Source organism: Rhizobacter sp. P2_D12 (assembly GCF_056404395.1).
In genome coordinates, this window is the sequence record NZ_JBFUEB010000017.1 from 48,907 (window position 1) to 67,060 (window position 18,154).

Genomic DNA, 18,154 nt, shown 5'->3' on the forward strand with positions numbered 1-18,154 from the left:
CGGTTTCAGTTCAATGCCCGCAGGCGGAAGCGCTGGATCTTGCCGGTGGCCGTCTTCGGCAGCTCGGCGGTGAAGACGATGTCGCGCGGATACTTGTGCGGCGCGAGGCGGTCCTTCACGAAGCCCTTCAGCGCCGCCTCGAGCTCGGGCCCCGCCACCTGCCCCTTGTTCAGCACGACGTAGGCGCGCGTCTTCGTCAGGCCCTGCGCGTCGCTGACGCCGATCACCGCGCATTCGAGCACCGCCTCGTGTCCCATCAGCGCCGACTCGACCTCGATCGGCGACACGTACTGGCCGCTCACCTTCAGCATGTCGTCGCTGCGCCCGGCATAGGTGTAGAAGCCCTCGGCGTCGACCACGTACTTGTCGCCGCTGCGCACCCATTCGCCCTGGAAGGTGCTGCGCGTCTTGTCGCGGTTGTTCCAGTACAGCAGCGCGGCGCTCGGCCCGCGGATGTACAGGTCGCCGATCTCGCCCGGCGCGACCGGGCGGCCGTCGTCGCCGCGCAGGTCGAGTTCGTAGCCCGGCACCGGCCGGCCGGTGCTGCCGTAGCGCACGCTGCCTTCGCGGTTGGACAGGAAGATGTGCAGCATCTCGGTCGAGCCCAGCCCGTCGAGCACGTCGCAGCCGAAGAGCGCCTTGAAGCGCTCGCCGACCTCGCGCGGCAGCGCTTCGCCGGCCGACGCGCAGACGCGCAGCGCGAGCGCATCGCGCGCCGGCAGCGCGTCGTGCGCCAGCAGCGCGACGTACAGCGTCGGCACGCCGCAGAACACCGTCGGCCGGTGCTCCGCCAGGCGYTTGAACACCGCGGCCGGCGTCGGCCGCTCGGCCATCAGCACCACGCTCGCGCCAACGCTGAGCGGGAAGGTCAGCGCGTTGCCGAGGCCGTAGGCGAAGAACAGCTTGGCGGCCGAGAACACCACGTCGTCCTCGCGCACGCCGAGGATGGGCTGGCCGTACAGCGCGGCCGTCCAGTACAGGTTGGCATGCGTGTGCACCGTGCCCTTGGGCTTGCCGGTGGAGCCCGACGAGTACAGCCAGAACGCGAAGTCGTCCGCATGCGTGTCGGCCGGCGCGGGCAGCGGCGGCGTGTCGAGCAGCGCGGTGAACGACGCCGTGCCATCGGGGGCGGGGCCGCCGGCGAAGAGCACCGCGGGGGCATCCGCGAGCTGCGCCAGCGCCTGCTGCGCCACCGGCCACAGCGCTTGCGAGACGACGATCGCCCGTGCGTGGCTGTGCRCCAGCATGAAGGCGTAGTCGGCGGCCGGCAGCAAGGTGTTCACCGGCACCGGCACGATGCCGGCATACAGCGCACCGAGGAAGGCGACCGGCATGTCCACCGTGTCCAGCATCAGCAGCAGCACGCGGTCTTCGCGCCGCAGCCCCTGCCGCAGCAGCCCGGCGGCGCAGCGCTGCACGCGCTCGGCCAGCTCGCCGTAGCTCAGCCGGGTGCTGTCGTCGATGTAGGCGGTCTTCGCGGCGCGCCCGGCGTTGAGCTGCAGCAGGTGGGCGGCGAAATTGAAGTGCTCGGGGGGAGCTGCGGGGAGAGAGGCGGAGAGAAAAGCGGGCGGCATGCAGGTCTCCTGACGGTCACGGCCGGGCGCGTTTGTACCTCATGGACGGGCGGACCGGACCGTTCGTCCTGCAAGTTCGTCCGAATGGACCCATGGGTGGATCGGGACTGGCGCCTCACGTCGTTCTCCGCATAATGCATTCATCCCAGTACTTGGGATGGCGTAAATGCAATATCTTGCATCTCAGTCAGTATAGCCAGCAGTTCCGATCGACCCCGTTACGGACATACCCTTGGACCGCTTCCCGACCTCCCGCGTGCCGCCTGCTGCCGGCGATGACGATTCGAATGCTGACAAAGACCCTTTCCTGACTGCCTTGGGTGAGCGCACGCGTGCGCTGCGAGCCCGGCGGGGCTTGACGCGCAAGAGCCTGGCGAAGGCAGCCGACGTGTCCGAGCGGCACCTGGCCAACGTCGAGATGGGGGTCGGGAATGCCTCGGTGCAGTTCCTGCGCCAGCTGGCCCAGGCGCTGAACTGCACGCTGGCCGAGCTGGTCGGCGACGAGACGGCCAGTTCGCCCGAGTGGCTGATGATCCGCGAGATATTGCGCGGGCGCAGCGAATCCGAGCTGGCGCAGGCGCGGGCCTCGCTGGCCTCGGTGTTCGGGGCGCCGGCCAGTGAAGGCGCACGGCGCCAGCGGGTCGCGCTGGTCGGGTTGCGCGGGGCCGGCAAGAGCACGCTCGGGCGCATGCTGGCCGACAGCTGGGTCGTGCCCTTCGTCGAGCTGAATCGCCACATCGAGCTGGTGGCCGGCTGCAGCGTCTCGGAGATCCATTCGCTGTACGGGCCGGCCGCCTACCGGCGCTATGAGCACCGCGCGCTGGAGGAGTGCATCCAGCGTTACCCGCGCGCGGTGATCGCGACGCCCGGCGGCATCGTCTCGGATCCGGCCACCTTCAACATGCTGCTCGCCCATTGCTACACGGTGTGGGTGCGTGCTTCGCCGGAAGAGCACATGAGTCGTGTGCTGGCCCAGGGGGACACGCGGCCGATGTCGGGCAATGCCGAGGCCATGAACGACCTGCGCCGCATCCTGGAGAGCCGGGCCGCGTTCTACTCGAAGGCCGACGAGGTCTTCGACACCACCGACAAGACGATGGAGGCGGCCTTCGTCGGGCTGCAGGAGCAGCTGCGCGGGACGATTCGCATCGCCGGCTAGCGGGCGTGCATTTGACGGGGGCGGCAACATGCACTAAATTGCATCTTGTCTGCACGGCGTGCAGAGCCCTGCCGGAGATGCCCCATGACCGCCCCCGCCCCTGTCCCCGTCGACTATGAGACCGACCCCCAGCGCTACAAGCATTGGCGCCTGAATGTCGAGGGGCCGGTGGCGACGCTGGTGATGGCGGTCAGCGAAGACGGCGGCCTGCGCGAGGGCTACAAGCTCAAGCTCAACAGCTACGACCTGGGCGTCGACATCGAGCTGCACGACGCGGTGCAGCGCATCCGCTTCGAGCACCCCGGCGTGCGCACGGTGATCCTCACCAGCGGCCGCGAGCGGGTGTTCTGCTCGGGCGCCAACATCTTCATGCTCGGCCAGTCCAGCCACGGCTGGAAGGTCAACTTCTGCAAGTTCACCAACGAGACGCGCAACGGGCTGGAAGACAGCAGCCGGCACAGCGGGCTGAAGTTCCTGGCCGCGGTGAACGGCGCGTGTGCGGGCGGCGGCTATGAACTGGCCGCGGCCTGCGACGAGATCATCCTGGTCGACGACCGCTCGTCGGCCGTCAGCCTGCCCGAGGTGCCGCTGCTCGGCGTGCTGCCCGGCACCGGCGGGCTGACGCGGCTGACCGACAAGCGCCGCGTGCGGCACGACCTGGCCGACATCTTCTGCACCACCAGCGAAGGCGTGCGCGGCAAGAAGGCGGTGGACTGGCGGCTGGTCGACGAGGCGGTGAAGACGCAGGCCTTCGCGCAGCGCGTGCAGGAGCGGGCGCGCGAGCTGGCGGCCCTGAGCGACCGGCCCGCCGATGCGAAGGGCGTGCCGCTGCCGCGGCTGGCCAAGCGCGTCGGTGCCGATGCGGTGGGCTATGGCCACGTCGACGTGCAGATCGACCGCGGCGCACGCCATGCGACGCTGACGGTGCGCGCCCCGGCCGGTGCGCAGCCGGCCGACGTCGCCGGCATCGAGGCCGCCGGTGCCGCGTGGTACCCGCTGCAGATGGCGCGCGAGCTCGACGACGCGATCCTGCACCTGCGCACCAACGAGCCCGAGATCGGCACCTGGCTGCTGAAGACCCAGGGCAGCGCCGAGGCGGTGCTGGCGCTGGACGCCACGCTGCAGGCGCAGCGCGGCCACTGGCTGGTGCGCGAGACGATCGGCCTGCTGCGCCGCACCTTCGCGCGGCTGGACGTGTCGTCGCGCTCGCTGTTCGCGCTGGTCGACCGGGGTTCGTGCTTCGCCGGCTCGCTGCTCGAGATCGCGCTCGCCGCCGACCGCATCTACATGCTGGCGCTGCCCGACGAACCGGATGCGGCGCCGAAGATCGCCGTGTCGGCCTTCAACTTCGCCGACCTGCCGATGGTGAGCCGCGAGACGCGGCTGCAGCGCCGTTTCCACCGCGATGCCGGCGAGATCGCCGCGGTGCAGGCCACGCAGGGCCGCTGGCTGGATGCCGACCAGGCGCTGGCGCTGGGCCTGGTGACGGCGGCGCCGGACGACATCGACTGGGCCGACGAGATCCGCATCGCGCTGGAAGAGCGCGCCAGCCTGTCGCCCGATGCGCTGACCGGCATGGAAGCCAACCTGCGCTTCGCCGGGACCGAGAGCATGGAGACCCGCATCTTCGGCCGGCTGACCGCCTGGCAGAACTGGATCTTCAACCGCCCGAATGCCGTCGGCGAAGCGGGCGCGCTGAAGGTCTACGGCAGCGGCCACAAAGCCCAGTTCGACTGGAAACGCGTCTAGAACACTCCCTCAAGCTCATGTCCACCATCAACTACAGCGACAAGATCCCCAACAACGTCAACCTGTCGGAGGACCGCACGCTGCAGCGTGCGCTCGAGCAGTGGCAGCCCAACTACCTGAACTGGTGGCAGGACATGGGCCCCGACGGCTCGCACGGCTACGACGTCTACCTGCGCACCGCCACCAGCACCACGCCGGACGGCTGGGCGCAGTTCGGCCACGTGAAGATGCCGGACTACCGCTGGGGCATCTTCCTCGCGCAGGCCGAGGCGGACCGCCGGGTCGGCTTCGGCGACCACCAGGGCGAGGCCGCCTGGCAGGACGTGCCCGGCGAGCACCGCGCCAACCTGCGCCGCATCATCGTCACGCAGGGCGACACCGAGCCGGCCTCGGTCGAGCAGCAGCGCCACCTGGGCAAGACGGCGCCCAGCATGTACGACCTGCGCAACCTGTTCCAGGTCAACGTCGAGGAAGGCCGGCACCTGTGGGCCATGGTCTACCTGCTGCACAAGCACTTCGGCCGCGATGGCCGCGAAGAGGCCGAGGCGCTGCTCGAGCGCCGCTCGGGCGACCAGGACAACCCGCGCATCCTCGGTGCCTTCAACGAGGAAACGCCGGACTGGCTGGCCTTCTACATGTTCACCTACTTCACCGACCGCGACGGCAAGTTCCAGCTGTGCGCGCTCGCGGAGAGCGCCTTCGATCCGCTGTCGCGCACCACGCGCTTCATGCTGACCGAGGAGGCGCACCACATGTTCGTCGGCGAATCCGGCGTGTCGCGCGTGATCCAGCGCACCTGCGAGGTGATGAAGCAGACCGGCCTGGAAGACCCGGCCGAGCTGCGGCGCCATGGCGTGATCGACCTGCCGACGGTCCAGCGCTACCTGAACTTCCACTACAGCGTGACCATCGACCTGTTCGGCGCCGACCAGTCGAGCAACGCGGCGATCTTCTACAGCTCGGGCCTGAAGGGCCGCTACGAAGAGGGCAAGCGCGACGACGACCACGTGCTCAAGGGCAGCCACTACAAGATCCTCGACGTGAAGGACGGCCAGCTGGTCGACAAGGAGGTGCCGATGCTGAACGCGCTGAACGAGGTGCTGCGCGACGACTACATCCGCGACTCGTCGGCCGGCGTGAACCGCTGGAACAAGGTGATCGAGAAGGCGGGCCTGGCATTTCGCCTGGGCGTGCCGCACAAGGCCTTCAACCGCCACATCGGCAGCTTCTCCGGCCTGCGCGTGAGTCCGGAAGGCCGCGTGATCGGCGAGGCCGAATGGCAGGCGAACGTGAACCGCTGGCTCGCGACCGAGGAGGACCGGGCCTACGTCGCCTCGCTGATGGGCCACGTGGTCGAGCCTGGCCGCTACGCGAACTGGATCGCGCCGCCGGCCATCGGCATCAACAAGCAGCCGGTGAACTTCGAGTACGTGCGCTTCAATTGAGGTTCACGCACAGGCCATGAACGCCCCCGAGACCATCGTCTTCATCCAGCAGCACCTGATCGACCCGGAGGTGTGCATCCGCTGCAACACCTGCGAGGAGACCTGCCCGGTCGACGCGATCACGCACGACAGCCGCAACTACGTCGTCGACCCGGCGATCTGCAACGGCTGCAATGCCTGCGTGTCGCCGTGCCCCACCGGCAGCATCGACCACTGGCACCCGGTGCCGAAGGCGGCGGCGTACTCGGTCGAGGAACAGCTGAGCTGGGACGAGCTGCCGCCGCGCCAGGAGATGCCGGTGCTGGGCGAGATGGCCGAGGCCGCCCCGCCGGCGGCGGACGAGGCGCCGCAGGCGAATGCGGCGCTGTCGCCGACCTCGCCCAAGCCGCCGTGGTCGGCGGCGCACCCCTACCTGAACCTGCACACGCTGAAGAAGCCGGCCCTCGCGACGGTGGCCGGCAACTTCCGGCTGACCGCACCCGACGCCGAGTGCGACATCCACCACCTGGTGCTCGATTTCGGCACCCAGTTCTTCCCGCTGCTCGAAGGGCAGGCGATCGGCATCGCGCCGCCGGGCGTGGACGCGAACGGCAAGCCGCACTACCTGCGCATGTACTCGGTGGCGAGCCCGCGCACCGGCGAGCGCGAGGGCTACAACAACGTCTCGCTGACGGTGAAGCGCGTCACCGCCGACCACGAGGGCCGGCCGGTGGCGGGGGTCGCGTCGAGCTACCTGTGCGACCTGCGCAAAGGCGACACGGTGCAGGTCAGCGGGCCGTTCGGCGACCGCTTCCTGATGCCCAACCATCCGGGGTCGAACCTGCTGATGATCTGCACCGGCACCGGCTCGGCGCCGATGCGCGCGATGACCGAGCACCGGCGCCGGCTGAAGGAGGCGGGCCGGCCGGTCGACGGGCGGCTGATGCTGTTCTTCGGCGCGCGGCGGCCGCAGGAGTTGCCGTACTTCGGGCCGCTGACCAAGCTGCCGCCGGAATTCATCGACACCTCGCTCGCGTTCTCGCGCGTGCCGGAGCAGCCGCGGCGCTACGTGCAGGACCGGCTGCGCGAGCGCGGGGATGACGTGGCGGAGTTGCTGCGCGGCGATACCTGCATCTACCTGTGCGGGCTGAAGGGCATGGAGACGGGGGTGCTGGACGCGTTGGCGGAGATCTGCGCGAAGGCCGGGCTGGATTGGCCGCTGCTGCACCAGCGCCTGGTGGACGAAGGCCGCTTCCACGTCGAGACGTACTAGCGGCCCGGATGGGCATCCGGGCTACGGGGTAATCCCTGCTGCGACTCGCGACCATTTGCTTAAGACTCATAACTGTCCAGGCTTCAAGCAAACCAGGTCGCGAACATGTCCCTGCTGTCCGTCTCGAACGAAGGCCCGGTCGCCCACGTCCGCCTGACCCGCCCCGCCAAGCGCAACGCGTTGAACGACGCGCTGATCGCCGAGCTGCTTCGCGTCTTCACCGCCTTCGACGACAGCGTGCGTGCGGTGGTGCTGAGCGGCGACGGCGACCACTTCTGCGCCGGCCTGGACCTGTCCGAACTCGGCGAGCGCAGCGCCGCCGAGGGCATCGTCCATTCGCGCTCCTGGCATGCCGCGTTCGAGCAGGTGCAGTTCGGCCGCGTGCCGGTGGTCGCGGTGCTGCACGGCGCGGTCGTCGGCGGCGGATTGGAACTCGCCAGCGCCACCCACATCCGCGTGGCCGAGCGCAGCACCTTCTACGGCCTGCCCGAAGGCCAGCGCGGCCTGTTCGTCGGCGGCGGCGGCTCGGCCCGCATCCCGCGCCTGATCGGCCTCGCGCGCATGAGCGACATGATGCTGACCGGCCGCGTGCACGACGCCGAGGAAGGCCAGCGCATCGGGCTGTCGCAGTACCTGGTCGACGACGGGCAGGGCCTGGCGACCGCCTTCGAGCTGGCGCGCAAGATCGCGGCCAATGCGCCGCTGTCCAACTTCGCGGTGATGCATGCGCTGCCGCGCATCGCCGAGCAGGGCCAGTCGGCCGGCCTGTTCACCGAATCGCTGATGGCCGCGATCGCGCAGGCCGACGACGTGGCCAAGCAGCGCATGCGCGCCTTCCTCGACGGCAAGGCCGGCAAGGTCGGCAAGTCATGAGCGCGGCGGGGCCCCGCTATCGGGCCGTCGCCCTGGGCGGTTCGCTCACGGCACGCTTCACGCCGCGCGGCGACGGCAGCCTGGTCGTCGAGTCGACCGAGCCCCTGCACGATCACCCGTCACGCCTGACCGACCGTCTGCTGCACTGGGCCGCGCACGCGCCTCAGCGCACGCTCGCGGCCAAGCGCGTCGCCGGCGGCGAGTGGCGCCGCCTGTCGTATGCCGAGGCCCTGGCCGGTGCGCGCAGCATCGCGCAGGCCCTGCTCGATCGCGGCCTGTCGCCCGAGCGCCCGCTGGCCATCCTGTCCGACAACGACCTCGAGCACCTGCTGCTGTCGCTCGGCGCGATGCTGGCCGGCGTGCCGTACGCCCCCATCTCGCCGGCCTATTCGCTGATGTCGCAGGACCACGCCAAGCTGCGCCACATCCTCGGGCTGCTGACGCCGGGGCTGGTGTTCGCGTCCAGCGGGTCGGCCTACGCTCGCGCCATCGCAGCCGCGTTGCCGCCCGGCACGCCGCTGGTGCTGGCGAGCGGCGAGGTCGACGGCCACGCCGCGCAGCGCTTGGACGCGCTGCTGGCCACCGCGGCCACCGCCGAGGTCGACGCCGCCCACGCCCGCGTCGGCCCCGACACGATCGCCAAGTTCCTGTTCACCTCCGGCTCCACGCAATCGCCGAAGGGCGTGATCAACACGCAGCGCATGCTGTGCAGCAACCAGCAGATGATCCGCCAGTGCTTCCCGTGCCTGGCCGAGGCGCCGCCGGTGCTGGTCGACTGGCTGCCGTGGAACCACACCTTCGGCGGCAACCACAACGTCGGGCTGACGCTCTACAACGGCGGCACGCTGTACATCGACGACGGCAAGCCGACGCCGGCGCTGATCGGCGAGACGCTGCGCAACCTGCGCGAGATCGCGCCCACCGTCTACTTCAACGTGCCCAAGGGCTTCGAGGAGATCGCCAATGCGCTGGAGCACGACGCCGCGCTGCGCGACCGCCTGTTCAGCCGCGTGCAGATGTTCTTCTTCGCCGGCGCCGGGCTGTCGCAGCCGGTGTGGGACAAGCTCGACCGCGTGGCCGAGGCCGCCTGTGGCGAACGCATCCGCATGCTGAGCGGCCTGGGCATGACCGAGACCGCGCCGTTCGCGATCTGCGCCAACGGCGCCGACGTGCGCTCGGCCCACATCGGCCTGCCGGCCCCGGGCCTGCAGATCAAGCTGGTGCCGGCCGGCGACAAGACCGAGCTGCGCTACCGCGGCCCGAACGTGACACCCGGCTACTGGCGTGCGCCGGAGCAGACCACCGGCTGCTTCGACGACGAAGGCTTCTACGCGAGCGGCGACGCGGTGCGCCTGGTCGACCCGGCCGACCCGCAGCGCGGCTTCGCGTTCGATGGCCGCATTGCCGAGGACTTCAAGCTCGCCACCGGCACCTTCGTGTCGGTCGGCCCGCTGCGCGCCCGCGCGATCGCCGCCGGCGACCCCTGCGTGCAGGACGTGGTGGTGGCGGGGCTGAACCGCGACGAGGTCGGCCTGCTGGTGTTCCCGCGCGCCGACCGCTGCCGCGCCATCGCCGGGCTGCCCGCCGACGCGCCGCTGGCCGCGGTGCTCGGCAGCGCGCCGGTGCGCAGCTTCTTCCAGCGCTGGCTCGACCAACTGCACGACGGCGGCACCGGCAGCGCGACCCGGCCCGCGCGCGCCGTGCTGCTGGTGGATCCGCCGGGCATCGACCGCGGCGAGGTGACCGACAAGGGCTCGATCAACCAGCGCGCGGTGCTGGCCTGCCGCGACGCGCTGGTCGAGCAGCTGTACGCCGGCACGGCCCCCGGGCTGCTGCGGCCCCACGCACCAGGACCCCGATGAAAACGACGACCCACACCGTGGCGGTGAACTTCGGCGACTGCGACCCCGCCGGCATCGTCTTCTTCCCGAACTTCTCGCGTTGGATGGACGCGGCCTCGCTGTCGTTCTTCATGCAGTGCGGCGTGCCGCCGTGGCGCGTGCTCGAGAAGGCGCGMGGCATCGTCGGCACGCCGCTGCTGGAGATCCACACCCGCTTCATCAAGTCGGTCACCTACGGCGAGACCATCGTCATCGCGACGCAGGTCGAGGAATGGCGCGACAAGGTCTTCATCCAGCTGCACCGCGTGACGCGCGGCGACGAGCTGATCTGCGAGGGCCGCGAGACGCGCATCTTCGTGACGCGCGATGCGGCGGGCCAGCTGAAGTCCATTCCGGTGCCCGCGGACATCCGCGCGCTGTGTCAGTGAGAATCACCGGTTTTCGCCGCCCCACGAACACACGGAGACATCCATGAAGCACCTGATGAAGACCTGGCTGGCTGTGGCCATCGCCACGCTGGCCGCGCACGCGCAGGCCGACGTGACCATCGGCGTCAGCATCCCGCTGACCGGCCCGACCTCGGCGCTGGGCATCCCCAGCAAGAACGGCATCAGCCTGTGGCCGAGCTCGATCGGCGGCGAGAAGCTGAACGTCATCGTGCTCGACGACGCGACCGATCCGACGGTGGGCGTGAAGAACACGCGCCGCTTCGTCACCGAGGACAAGGTCGACATCATCGTCGGCTCGTCGGCCACGCCGATCGCGATCGCGATGTCGGACGTCGCCGCCGAGGCGCAGACGGTGCAGCTGACGCTGTCGCCGATCGTGCTGCCCGAAGGCAAGGGCGCGTGGAGCTTCCGGCTGCCGCAGTCGACCGCGGTGATGGCGATCCCGATCGTCGAGCACTGGAAGAAGACCGGCGTCAAGACCTTCGGCTTCGTCGGCTACTCGGATGCCTATGGCGAGGCCTGGCTGAAGGACATCACCGCGCAGGCCACGGCCGCCGGCATCAAGAGCGTCGCGGTCGAGCGCTTCGCGCGCGCCGACACCAGCATCACCGGCCAGGCGCTGAAGCTGGTCGGCGCGAACCCGGACGCGATCCTGGTCGCGGCCTCGGGCAGCGGCGCGGCGATGCCGCACAAGGGCCTGGTGGAGCGCGGCTACCCGAAGGGCAGGATCTACCAGACCCACGGCGCGGCGACGCTGGACCTGATCCGCGTCGGCGGCAAGGACGTCGAAGGCTCGTTCGTGTCGTCCGGCCCGGCACTGGTGGCGCCCAAGCTGCCGGACAGCAACCCGAGCAAGGCGATCGGCGTGCGCTTCATCGAGCAGTACGAGAAGGCCTTCGGCCCGAAGAGCGCGAACCAGTTCGGCGCGCATGCGTACGACGCGGCCATCGTGCTGGAGAAGATCATCCCGATGGCGCTGAAGAAGGCCAGGCCGGGCACCAAGGAATTCCGTGCCGCACTGAAGGACGCGCTGGAGACGGCCGGCCGCATCCCGGTGTCGCAGGGCGTGCTGAACTACACGGCGGCCGATCACTTCGGCTTCACGCCCGACACCGGCGTGCTGCTGAAGGTGACGAACGGCGACTGGGAAGTCGTCGCCCGCTGATCGCCCTCCATGGACCTGTCGATCGCGGGCATCCTGCTGCTCGACGGCACGACCAGCGGCGCGGTGTACGCGCTGCTGGCGCTCGCGCTGGTGCTGGTGTTCGCGGTCACGCGGGTGATCTTCATCCCGCAGGGCGAGTTCGTCGCCTACGGCGCGCTGACGCTCGCGATGCTGCAGATGGGCAAGCTGCCCGGCACCGTGTGGCTGCTCGCGCTGATGGCGCTCGCCGCGGCGGCGCTCGACGCGGTGCATGCGCTGCGCGAGGGCCATCGTCCCGCGCGCCTGCTGCGCAACCTGGCGGCCACGCTCGCCTGGCCGGCCGCGGTGACGCTGCTGGCCTGTTGGGCCGCGCCGCGCCAGCTGCCGCTGCCGCTGCAAAGCCTGCTGACGCTGGCGATCGTCACGCCGCTCGGCCCGCTGGTGTACAGGCTCGCCTACCAGCCGCTGGCCGATGCGTCGGTGCTGGTGCTGCTGATCGTCTCGGTCGGCGTGCACTTCGCGCTGACCGGCCTCGGGTTGCTGTTCTTCGGCGCCGAGGGTTTCCGCAACCCGAGTTTCTGGGACGAGCGCTTCAGCCTCGGCCCGCTGGTGCTGTCGGGCCAGACGCTGATCATCTTCATGGTGTCGGCCGCGCTGATCGTCGGGCTGTGGCTGTTCTTCGGCCGCACGCTGCGCGGCAAGGCGCTGCGCGCGACCGCGGTGAACCGGCTGGGCGCGCGGCTGATGGGCATCTCGACCGATGGCGCCGGCCGCTGGAGCATGGGCCTCGCGGCCTTCATCGGCGCGCTGTCGGGCCTGCTGATCGGGCCGACCACGACGATGTTCTACGACACCGGCTTCCTGATCGGCCTGAAGGGCTTCGTCGCGGCGATCTTCGGCGGCCTGGCGAGCTACCCGGGCGCGGCGGCCGGCGCGTTGTTCGTCGGCTGGCTCGAATCCTTCGGCTCGTTCTGGGCCAGCGCCTACAAGGAGGTGATCGTCTTCACGATGATCCTGCCGGTGTTGCTGTGGCGCASCTTCCTGCATGGCGAATCCGATGACGAGTGAGCTGAAGCGGTGGGCGCCGCTCACCCTGCTGGCAGGGTTGCTGGCGCTGTTGCCGGTGCTGCCCGTGCCGGAGTTCTGGATCACGCAGCTCAACTACATCGGGCTGTACGCGCTGGTCGTGATCGGGCTGGTGCTGCTGACCGGCGTCACCGGGCTCACGTCGTTCGGCCAGGCCGCCTTCGTCGGCCTCGGGGCCTACGGCTCGGCCTGGCTGACGCTGAACTGGGGCGTGTCGCCGTGGTTGACGGTGTTTGCCGCGCTCGCGATCACCGCGCTCGCGGCGCTGCTGCTGGGCTGGATCACGCTGCGCATGTCGGGCCACTACCTGCCGCTGGCCACCATCGCGTGGTGCCTGGGCCTGTACTACCTGTTCGGCAACCTGGAGATGCTGGGCAAGTACGACGGCCTGCTGGGCATCCCGCCCATCGTCTTCTTCGGCCTGCCGCTGAACACCGGCCGCAGCTTCTTCTACCTGCTGTGGGCGCTGGTGCTGCTGGCGGCGCTGGCCGCGGTGCGGCTGCTCGATTCGCRCAGCGGCCGGGCCCTTCGCGCGCTGCGCGGCGGCAGCACGATGCCCGAGGCGATGGGCATCGACACCTTCCGCGCCAAGGTCACCGCCTTCGTGCTCGCGGCACTGCTGGCCGGGCTGTCGGGCTGGCTGTTTGCGCACTTCCAGCGCAGCGTCAACCCGTCGCCCTTCGGGCTGAAGATGGGCATCGAGTACCTGTTCATGGCGGTGATCGGCGGCGTCGGCCATGTGTGGGGCGCGCTGGCCGGTGCGGCCGTCGTCAAGCTGATGGAGGACCAGCTGCAGGTGCTGCTGCCGCGGCTGCTGGGCGGCAGCGGCAGCTACGAGGTGATCGTGTTCGGCATCCTGCTGGTGCTGGTGCTGCAGCATGCGCGCGACGGGCTGTGGGCCGCGATCGAGGCGCGGCTGCCGCGCCGTGTGCGGCGCCGCGACTGGGCCGATGCACCGCCGCTGGACGAGGCGCCGCGCCCGCCGCACGGCGAGGTGGTGCTGGATGTGCAGGCGGTGCGCAAGGCGTTCGGCGGGCTGGTGGCCGTCAACGACGTCAGCTTCCAGGTGCGTGCCGGCGAGATCGTCGGGCTGATCGGGCCCAACGGCGCCGGCAAGTCGACCACCTTCAACCTGGTGAGCGGCGTGCTGCCGCTGACGCGCGGCGAGGTGCGCTTGCGCGGCGAGCGCATCGACGGGCTGCCGTCGCGCGGCATTGCGCGGCGCGGGGTGTCGCGCACCTTCCAGCACGTGAAGATGATCCCGGGCATGACGGTGCTGGAGAACGTTGCGCTCGGGGCGCACCGGCGCGGCCGGCGCGGCGTTCTGGCGGCGATGCTGCGGCTGGAGCGCGGCGAAGAGCGCCGGCTGCTGCGCGAAGCCGAGCGGCAGCTGCAGCGCGTCGGGCTGGCGGCGCAGCAGGACGAGCTGGCCGGCAACCTGGCACTCGGGCCGCAGCGGCTGATGGAGATTGCGCGGGCCTTGTGCGCCGACCCGTCGCTGCTGCTGCTCGACGAGCCGGCGGCGGGCTTGCGCCACCAGGAGAAGCGGGCGCTGGCCGGGGTGCTGCGGCAGTTGCGCGCCGAGGGCTTGTCGATCCTGCTGGTCGAGCACGACATGGACCTGGTGATGGACATCAGCGACCGCATCGTCGTGATGGAGTTCGGCACGCAGCTGATGCAGGGCACGCCGGCCGAGGTGCAGGCGAGCGAGGCGGTGCGGGCGTCCTACCTCGGGACGGAGCATTGAGCATGTGGACGGAACCCCCGCTCGCCCTGAGCTTGTCGAAGGGCCGGGCCGAGCCTGTCGAAGCCCTCGACGTGCGCGACCTGCACGCCGGCTATGGCCGCGCCGAGGTGCTGCACGGCATCGGGCTGCAGGCCGCGGCCGGCAGTGTCGTCACCGTGATCGGGCCGAACGGGGCGGGCAAGTCGACGCTGCTGAATGCACTGATGGGCGTGCTGCCCGCGCGCGGCGAGATCCGCTGGCGCGGCCAGGCGCTGCAGCGCGAGCCGCTGGAGGCCCGAGTCGATGCCGGCATCGCGCTGGTGCCCGAGACCCGTGCGCTGTTCGGCAGCATGCCGGTCGAGGACAACCTGCTGCTCGGGGCCTGGCGCTTGCGCGGGACAGGGCGCGGCCCGGTGCAGGCGCGCGATGCGATCGAGCGCGTGTTCGCGCTGTTCCCGCGCCTGCAGGAGCGGCGCCGCCAGCTGGCCGGCACGCTGTCGGGCGGCGAGCGCCAGATGCTGGCCGTGGGCCGCGCGCTGATGGGCGAGCCCTCGCTGCTGATGCTGGACGAGCCCAGCCTGGGCTTGGCGCCGCTGGTGGTGCGCGAGATCTTCCGCACCATCGCCGCGCTGCGCACGACCGGCGTGACCATCCTGCTGGTCGAGCAGAACGCGCGTGCCGCGCTGGAGGTGGCCGACCATGCCTATGTGCTGGAGATGGGCGAGATCGTGCTGCAGGGACCGGCCCGCGAACTCGCGCAGGACCCGCGCGTGATCGACACCTACCTGGGTGCCGCACGCCGGAAGGAGGGCTGATGGCTCGGGGCGACACGCCGCTCGATGCGTCGCGGCTGACCCACCTGGTCGGCTACGCGGCCACGCGGGCGTCGGTGCAGCTGAAGCGCTCGTTCAAGCGCCACCTGGGACCGCTGCAGCTGAAGGCGGTCGAGTTCTCGGTGCTGATGCTGGTGGCGGCCAACGAGCAGGTGAACCAGAAGCAGCTGGGCCAGGCGCTGGACGTGTCGCCGCCCAACATGGCGGTGACGCTGGACCGCATGGTCGAGCGCGGCTGGGTGCAGCGCGTGCGCAGCAGCGACGACCGGCGCGCGCAGCTGATCCAGTTCACGCCGGCCGGGCGGCTGCTGGCCGCGCGCGCGGAAAAGATCGCCGCGACGATGGAGGACGATGCGCTGCAGGTGTTGTCGGCGCGCGAGCGGGCGACGCTGATCCGTCTGCTGATGCGCGTCGCGGTGGGGTCGGCCTAGAGCTGTTCCAGCAGCGCGCCGCGCAGCCCGACCAGCAGCGCCCGCCCGTCGGCGTCGACGCGGAACTCGCCGAACCGCGCGGCGCTCCAGCGCGCCGCTTCGCCTTCGCGGAAGAACCACGCATCGGTCACCAGCACCCAGCGCCCGTCCTTCGGCGTCAGCTCGATGCGCATCTCGCCGGGCGCGAGCGGCGAGCCGTCGTCGATGCGCTTGAGCGCCAGCACGCCGCGCGCATCGCGCTGGCCGACCGCGCGCGGGCGCTGCGTGCTGACCAGCCCGTCGAAGGCGGACTGCAGCTCGCCCGGCACGCGGAAGTTCAGCCGCATGAAGTCGCCTTGCATCAGCGAGCGCGGGTCCACCGGCGCGAGTTCGACGAACACCGGCTCGCCCCGCGCGATCAGCGATTCCTTCTGCCAGATGCCGAGGTTGGCCACCGCCAGCACCGCGACGGCGCTGAGGGCGATGCCGAAGCGCCTGCGATCCGTGGGCCCGGAGGTGGGTGCCGCGGCAGGCCAGCGCCCGCCCCAGCGTGCGAGCAAGGCCAGCAGCACCGCCGCCCCGACCATCAGCGCCGCCTTGTGGGCCAGCGGCCAGGCGAGCTGGTAGTAGAACGCGCCGATGATCCAGGCCGCGGCCACCGCCGCCGCGCTCGCCAGGCGCAGGCGCGCACTGGTGGCGCACAGCGCGAGCAGCAGCCACACCGCGCCCAGCGTGGGCATCAGCGCGGCCAGCAGCACCAGCACCGCGGCGACGCCGACCAGCCACGGCGCGCGCAAGCCCGGCCAGCGCCGCGCTGCGCAGGCCGCGCCGATGGCGGCGAGCGCCAGCGAGGCGGCCTGTTGCAGGCGGCCGGTCCAGTCGCCGCGGCCACCGAGTTCGTGCGCCAGGTCGGCCACGTCGCCCTGGAAGCTGGCACCGACCAGGAAGGTCATGCCCGACCACCAGGCCAGGCCGCACAGCGTGGCGAGCAGCCAGCCGGCAGCGACCGGTTCGACGACCGCGGCGGTTTCCGGGCGCAGCCGCGGCCCGAGCAGGTGCATCGCGAGCCAGGCCGCGACACAGCCATGCCAGGCGAGCCAGAAGGTGGCCAGCCGCGCGGCGCGCGAGCCGTGCCACGGTTCGATGGACAGCGCGAGGACCAGCGCCACCGCCGCCAGTGCGCCCAGCAGCACGCGCAGCCAGCCGGCCCGCACCAGCACCGCGACCGCCAGCGACACCGCGCCGAGCGACGCGAACGCGGCGCCGTCCGGCAGGTCGCGGAACAACCCGAAGGCGAGCGCTCCGCCGCCGACCAGCAGGCCCGGCACCGCGAGCTGCTCGACGAAGGGCGGCACGCTGCGCGAATGCAGCACCGTCACCGCTGCGGCCAGCACCAGCAGCCCGGCGACGTAGGGCCCGGGGCCGCGCTGGAGCAGGTCACCGAGCAGCATGCCGACGACGATGATCAACGGGATCGCGGCCAGCCAGGCGCCCAGGCCGGTCAGCAGCACCACCGGCCAGGGGCGTGCCTCGGGTTGCGGCAGCGGCGTCTCGGGCGGGATCAGGCCCTCCTGGGCGGCCCGCCGCGCGACGGCGGCGAGTTGTTGGCGATCGGTGCTCATGCGCTTGCTCCTTCGGCGCGCGCATGGTGGCGCGACAGGTGCAGCACGCCCGAGACGGTGGCGGCGAGCAGGCCGGCGGCCGCGAGACCCAGCAACAGCATCTCGCCGATGAAGTCGTTGTGCCGCGCGCGGTCGAACAGCAGGTGCGTGAGGCCCGCGATCAGCAGCACGTTCAGCCCCAGCGCCACCGCGCTGAGCCCGTACAGGTCGAAGGTGGCGCGCCGCGCCAGCAGCGCCGCGGCGAGGCCGAGCACGACCAGCGCGGCGGCGTAGTGCATGCCGCTGCGGTCGCCGAAGATGGCCATCGAGCCGCTGAAGCAGATCAGCACCATCGCCAGCGTCACCGCGGTGCGCTCGGCCCAGTCGCCCGAGCCGGTGATGCGCCGCCACGCCGGGTGCAGCGCCGCCACCAGCAGCAACGCGGCCAGCCAGCCGATCAGGTGGGCGGCCAGGTCGTCCGGCTCCAGGCGCCAGCGGTGGCCGGTGTGCGCGACGATCCACAGCGAGATGCCGCTCATCGCGATCAGCGCGAACGGCGCCCACAGCACGTCGCTGCGGGTGCCGAGGCACAGCGGGATGGCCAGCACCGCCCACAGCGCGAACAGCTGCCAGGGGTCGGCACCGGTCTGGTAGGTCTGGCCGAAGTACGCGAACAAGCCACCGATGCACAGCAGCGCCAGCAGCGACAGCGGCACGCGCAGCGTGGGCCGCCACAGCGCGCCGGCGCACATCGCCACCACGCCGCCTTGCAGCAACGCGAAGCGGCCGACTCGGCCGAGCGACTCCCAGTTGGCGGCGACCCAGAAGATCAGGCCCAGGCCGCCGAGCGCCGCGGCCAGCACGGCGATGCCGATCGGCAGCCAGCGGGCGAGCGCTGCGGGCTCGTCGTGCAGCCCGGCCAGGTCTTCCAGGCGCCGGGTGGCGCGGGCATCCAATTGCTGGCCGAGGGCCAGTTCGTACAGTGCAAGGCGCAGGTCCATCGCTCCTCCTG

General features: G+C 71.1%; 15 protein-coding genes. 12 read left to right on the forward strand and 3 right to left on the reverse strand.

Annotated elements, in window-relative coordinates; translation table 11 throughout:
- Positions 1-5 precede the first annotated feature (5 nt).
- Positions 6-1,574 (reverse strand): benzoate-CoA ligase family protein, encoded by a 1,569-nt coding sequence (locus AC1DYN_RS08105; RefSeq protein WP_477958608.1) that lies wholly within the window; start codon positions 1,572-1,574, stop codon positions 6-8.
- 256 nt (positions 1,575-1,830) lie between these two features.
- Here AC1DYN_RS08105 and AC1DYN_RS08110 point away from each other — a divergent pair, with 256 nt between their 5' ends.
- The 12 genes from AC1DYN_RS08110 (at position 1,831) to AC1DYN_RS08165 (ending at position 15,562) form a co-directional block, all read left to right on the forward strand.
- Positions 1,831-2,733, forward strand: coding sequence for a helix-turn-helix transcriptional regulator (locus AC1DYN_RS08110; protein ID WP_477958648.1), 903 nt, complete (start codon positions 1,831-1,833; stop codon positions 2,731-2,733).
- Positions 2,734-2,817: 84 nt separating this feature from the next.
- Entirely contained in the window at positions 2,818-4,482 is a 1,665-nt protein-coding gene (gene boxC / locus AC1DYN_RS08115) for a 2,3-epoxybenzoyl-CoA dihydrolase (RefSeq protein ID WP_477958609.1), read from the forward strand.
- Positions 4,483-4,499: 17 nt separating this feature from the next.
- Positions 4,500-5,927 (forward strand): benzoyl-CoA 2,3-epoxidase subunit BoxB, encoded by a 1,428-nt coding sequence (gene boxB, locus AC1DYN_RS08120; protein WP_477958610.1) that lies wholly within the window; start codon positions 4,500-4,502, stop codon positions 5,925-5,927.
- Between the two features lie 16 nt (positions 5,928-5,943).
- Positions 5,944-7,179 (forward strand): benzoyl-CoA 2,3-epoxidase subunit BoxA, encoded by a 1,236-nt coding sequence (gene boxA / locus AC1DYN_RS08125; RefSeq protein ID WP_477958611.1) that lies wholly within the window; start codon positions 5,944-5,946, stop codon positions 7,177-7,179.
- 105 nt (positions 7,180-7,284) lie between these two features.
- Complete coding sequence (locus tag AC1DYN_RS08130) at positions 7,285-8,052, forward strand: crotonase/enoyl-CoA hydratase family protein (protein WP_477958612.1); 768 nt, start codon at positions 7,285-7,287, stop codon at positions 8,050-8,052.
- Positions 8,049-9,914: a feruloyl-CoA synthase gene (locus AC1DYN_RS08135; protein WP_477958613.1), complete on the forward strand. Its 1,866-nt coding sequence runs from the start codon at positions 8,049-8,051 to the stop codon at positions 9,912-9,914. Before AC1DYN_RS08130 ends, AC1DYN_RS08135 begins: the two co-directional genes overlap by 4 nt.
- Entirely contained in the window at positions 9,911-10,321 is a 411-nt protein-coding gene (locus AC1DYN_RS08140; protein WP_477958614.1) for an acyl-CoA thioesterase, read from the forward strand. Before AC1DYN_RS08135 ends, AC1DYN_RS08140 begins: the two co-directional genes overlap by 4 nt.
- Positions 10,322-10,364: 43 nt before the next feature.
- Positions 10,365-11,507 (forward strand): ABC transporter substrate-binding protein, encoded by a 1,143-nt coding sequence (locus AC1DYN_RS08145; protein WP_477958615.1) that lies wholly within the window; start codon positions 10,365-10,367, stop codon positions 11,505-11,507.
- A 9-nt stretch (positions 11,508-11,516) separates the two neighbouring features.
- Positions 11,517-12,554: a branched-chain amino acid ABC transporter permease gene (locus AC1DYN_RS08150; protein WP_477958616.1), complete on the forward strand. Its 1,038-nt coding sequence runs from the start codon at positions 11,517-11,519 to the stop codon at positions 12,552-12,554.
- The gene (locus AC1DYN_RS08155) at positions 12,544-14,319 is read left to right on the forward strand and encodes a branched-chain amino acid ABC transporter ATP-binding protein/permease (RefSeq protein ID WP_477958617.1); all 1,776 of its coding nucleotides are present in this window, start codon (positions 12,544-12,546) and stop codon (positions 14,317-14,319) included. The genes AC1DYN_RS08150 and AC1DYN_RS08155 overlap by 11 nt, the downstream gene beginning before the upstream one ends.
- A 2-nt stretch (positions 14,320-14,321) precedes the next feature.
- Positions 14,322-15,113 (forward strand): ABC transporter ATP-binding protein, encoded by a 792-nt coding sequence (locus AC1DYN_RS08160; RefSeq protein ID WP_477958618.1) that lies wholly within the window; start codon positions 14,322-14,324, stop codon positions 15,111-15,113.
- Positions 15,113-15,562: a MarR family winged helix-turn-helix transcriptional regulator gene (locus AC1DYN_RS08165; protein ID WP_477958619.1), complete on the forward strand. Its 450-nt coding sequence runs from the start codon at positions 15,113-15,115 to the stop codon at positions 15,560-15,562. The genes AC1DYN_RS08160 and AC1DYN_RS08165 overlap by 1 nt, the downstream gene beginning before the upstream one ends.
- Here the strand turns inward: AC1DYN_RS08165 and AC1DYN_RS08170 are convergent.
- Positions 15,559-17,163 (reverse strand): GDYXXLXY domain-containing protein, encoded by a 1,605-nt coding sequence (locus tag AC1DYN_RS08170; RefSeq protein ID WP_477958620.1) that lies wholly within the window; start codon positions 17,161-17,163, stop codon positions 15,559-15,561. The two genes, AC1DYN_RS08165 and AC1DYN_RS08170, sit on opposite strands and share 4 nt — an antisense overlap.
- Positions 17,160-18,143: a DUF2157 domain-containing protein gene (locus AC1DYN_RS08175; RefSeq protein ID WP_477958621.1), complete on the reverse strand. Its 984-nt coding sequence runs from the start codon at positions 18,141-18,143 to the stop codon at positions 17,160-17,162. The genes AC1DYN_RS08170 and AC1DYN_RS08175 overlap by 4 nt, the downstream gene beginning before the upstream one ends.
- Between the last annotated feature and the right edge of the window lie 11 nt (positions 18,144-18,154).

What these genes read in the sequence shown, in the direction of transcription:
- boxC (WP_477958609.1), top strand. Translation starts at nt 2,818, where the DNA reads ATGACCGCCCCCGCCCCTGTCCCCGTCGACTATGAGACCGACCCCCAG.
- boxB (WP_477958610.1), top strand. Translation starts at nt 4,500, where the DNA reads ATGTCCACCATCAACTACAGCGACAAGATCCCCAACAACGTCAACCTG.
- boxA (WP_477958611.1), top strand. Translation starts at nt 5,944, where the DNA reads ATGAACGCCCCCGAGACCATCGTCTTCATCCAGCAGCACCTGATCGAC.
- AC1DYN_RS08130 (WP_477958612.1), top strand. Translation starts at nt 7,285, where the DNA reads ATGTCCCTGCTGTCCGTCTCGAACGAAGGCCCGGTCGCCCACGTCCGC.
- AC1DYN_RS08135 (WP_477958613.1), top strand. Translation starts at nt 8,049, where the DNA reads ATGAGCGCGGCGGGGCCCCGCTATCGGGCCGTCGCCCTGGGCGGTTCG.
- AC1DYN_RS08145 (WP_477958615.1), top strand. Translation starts at nt 10,365, where the DNA reads ATGAAGCACCTGATGAAGACCTGGCTGGCTGTGGCCATCGCCACGCTG.
- AC1DYN_RS08160 (WP_477958618.1), top strand. Translation starts at nt 14,322, where the DNA reads ATGTGGACGGAACCCCCGCTCGCCCTGAGCTTGTCGAAGGGCCGGGCC.
- AC1DYN_RS08165 (WP_477958619.1), top strand. Translation starts at nt 15,113, where the DNA reads ATGGCTCGGGGCGACACGCCGCTCGATGCGTCGCGGCTGACCCACCTG.
- AC1DYN_RS08170 (WP_477958620.1), bottom strand. Translation starts at nt 17,163, where the DNA reads ATGAGCACCGATCGCCAACAACTCGCCGCCGTCGCGCGGCGGGCCGCC.
- AC1DYN_RS08175 (WP_477958621.1), bottom strand. Translation starts at nt 18,143, where the DNA reads ATGGACCTGCGCCTTGCACTGTACGAACTGGCCCTCGGCCAGCAATTG.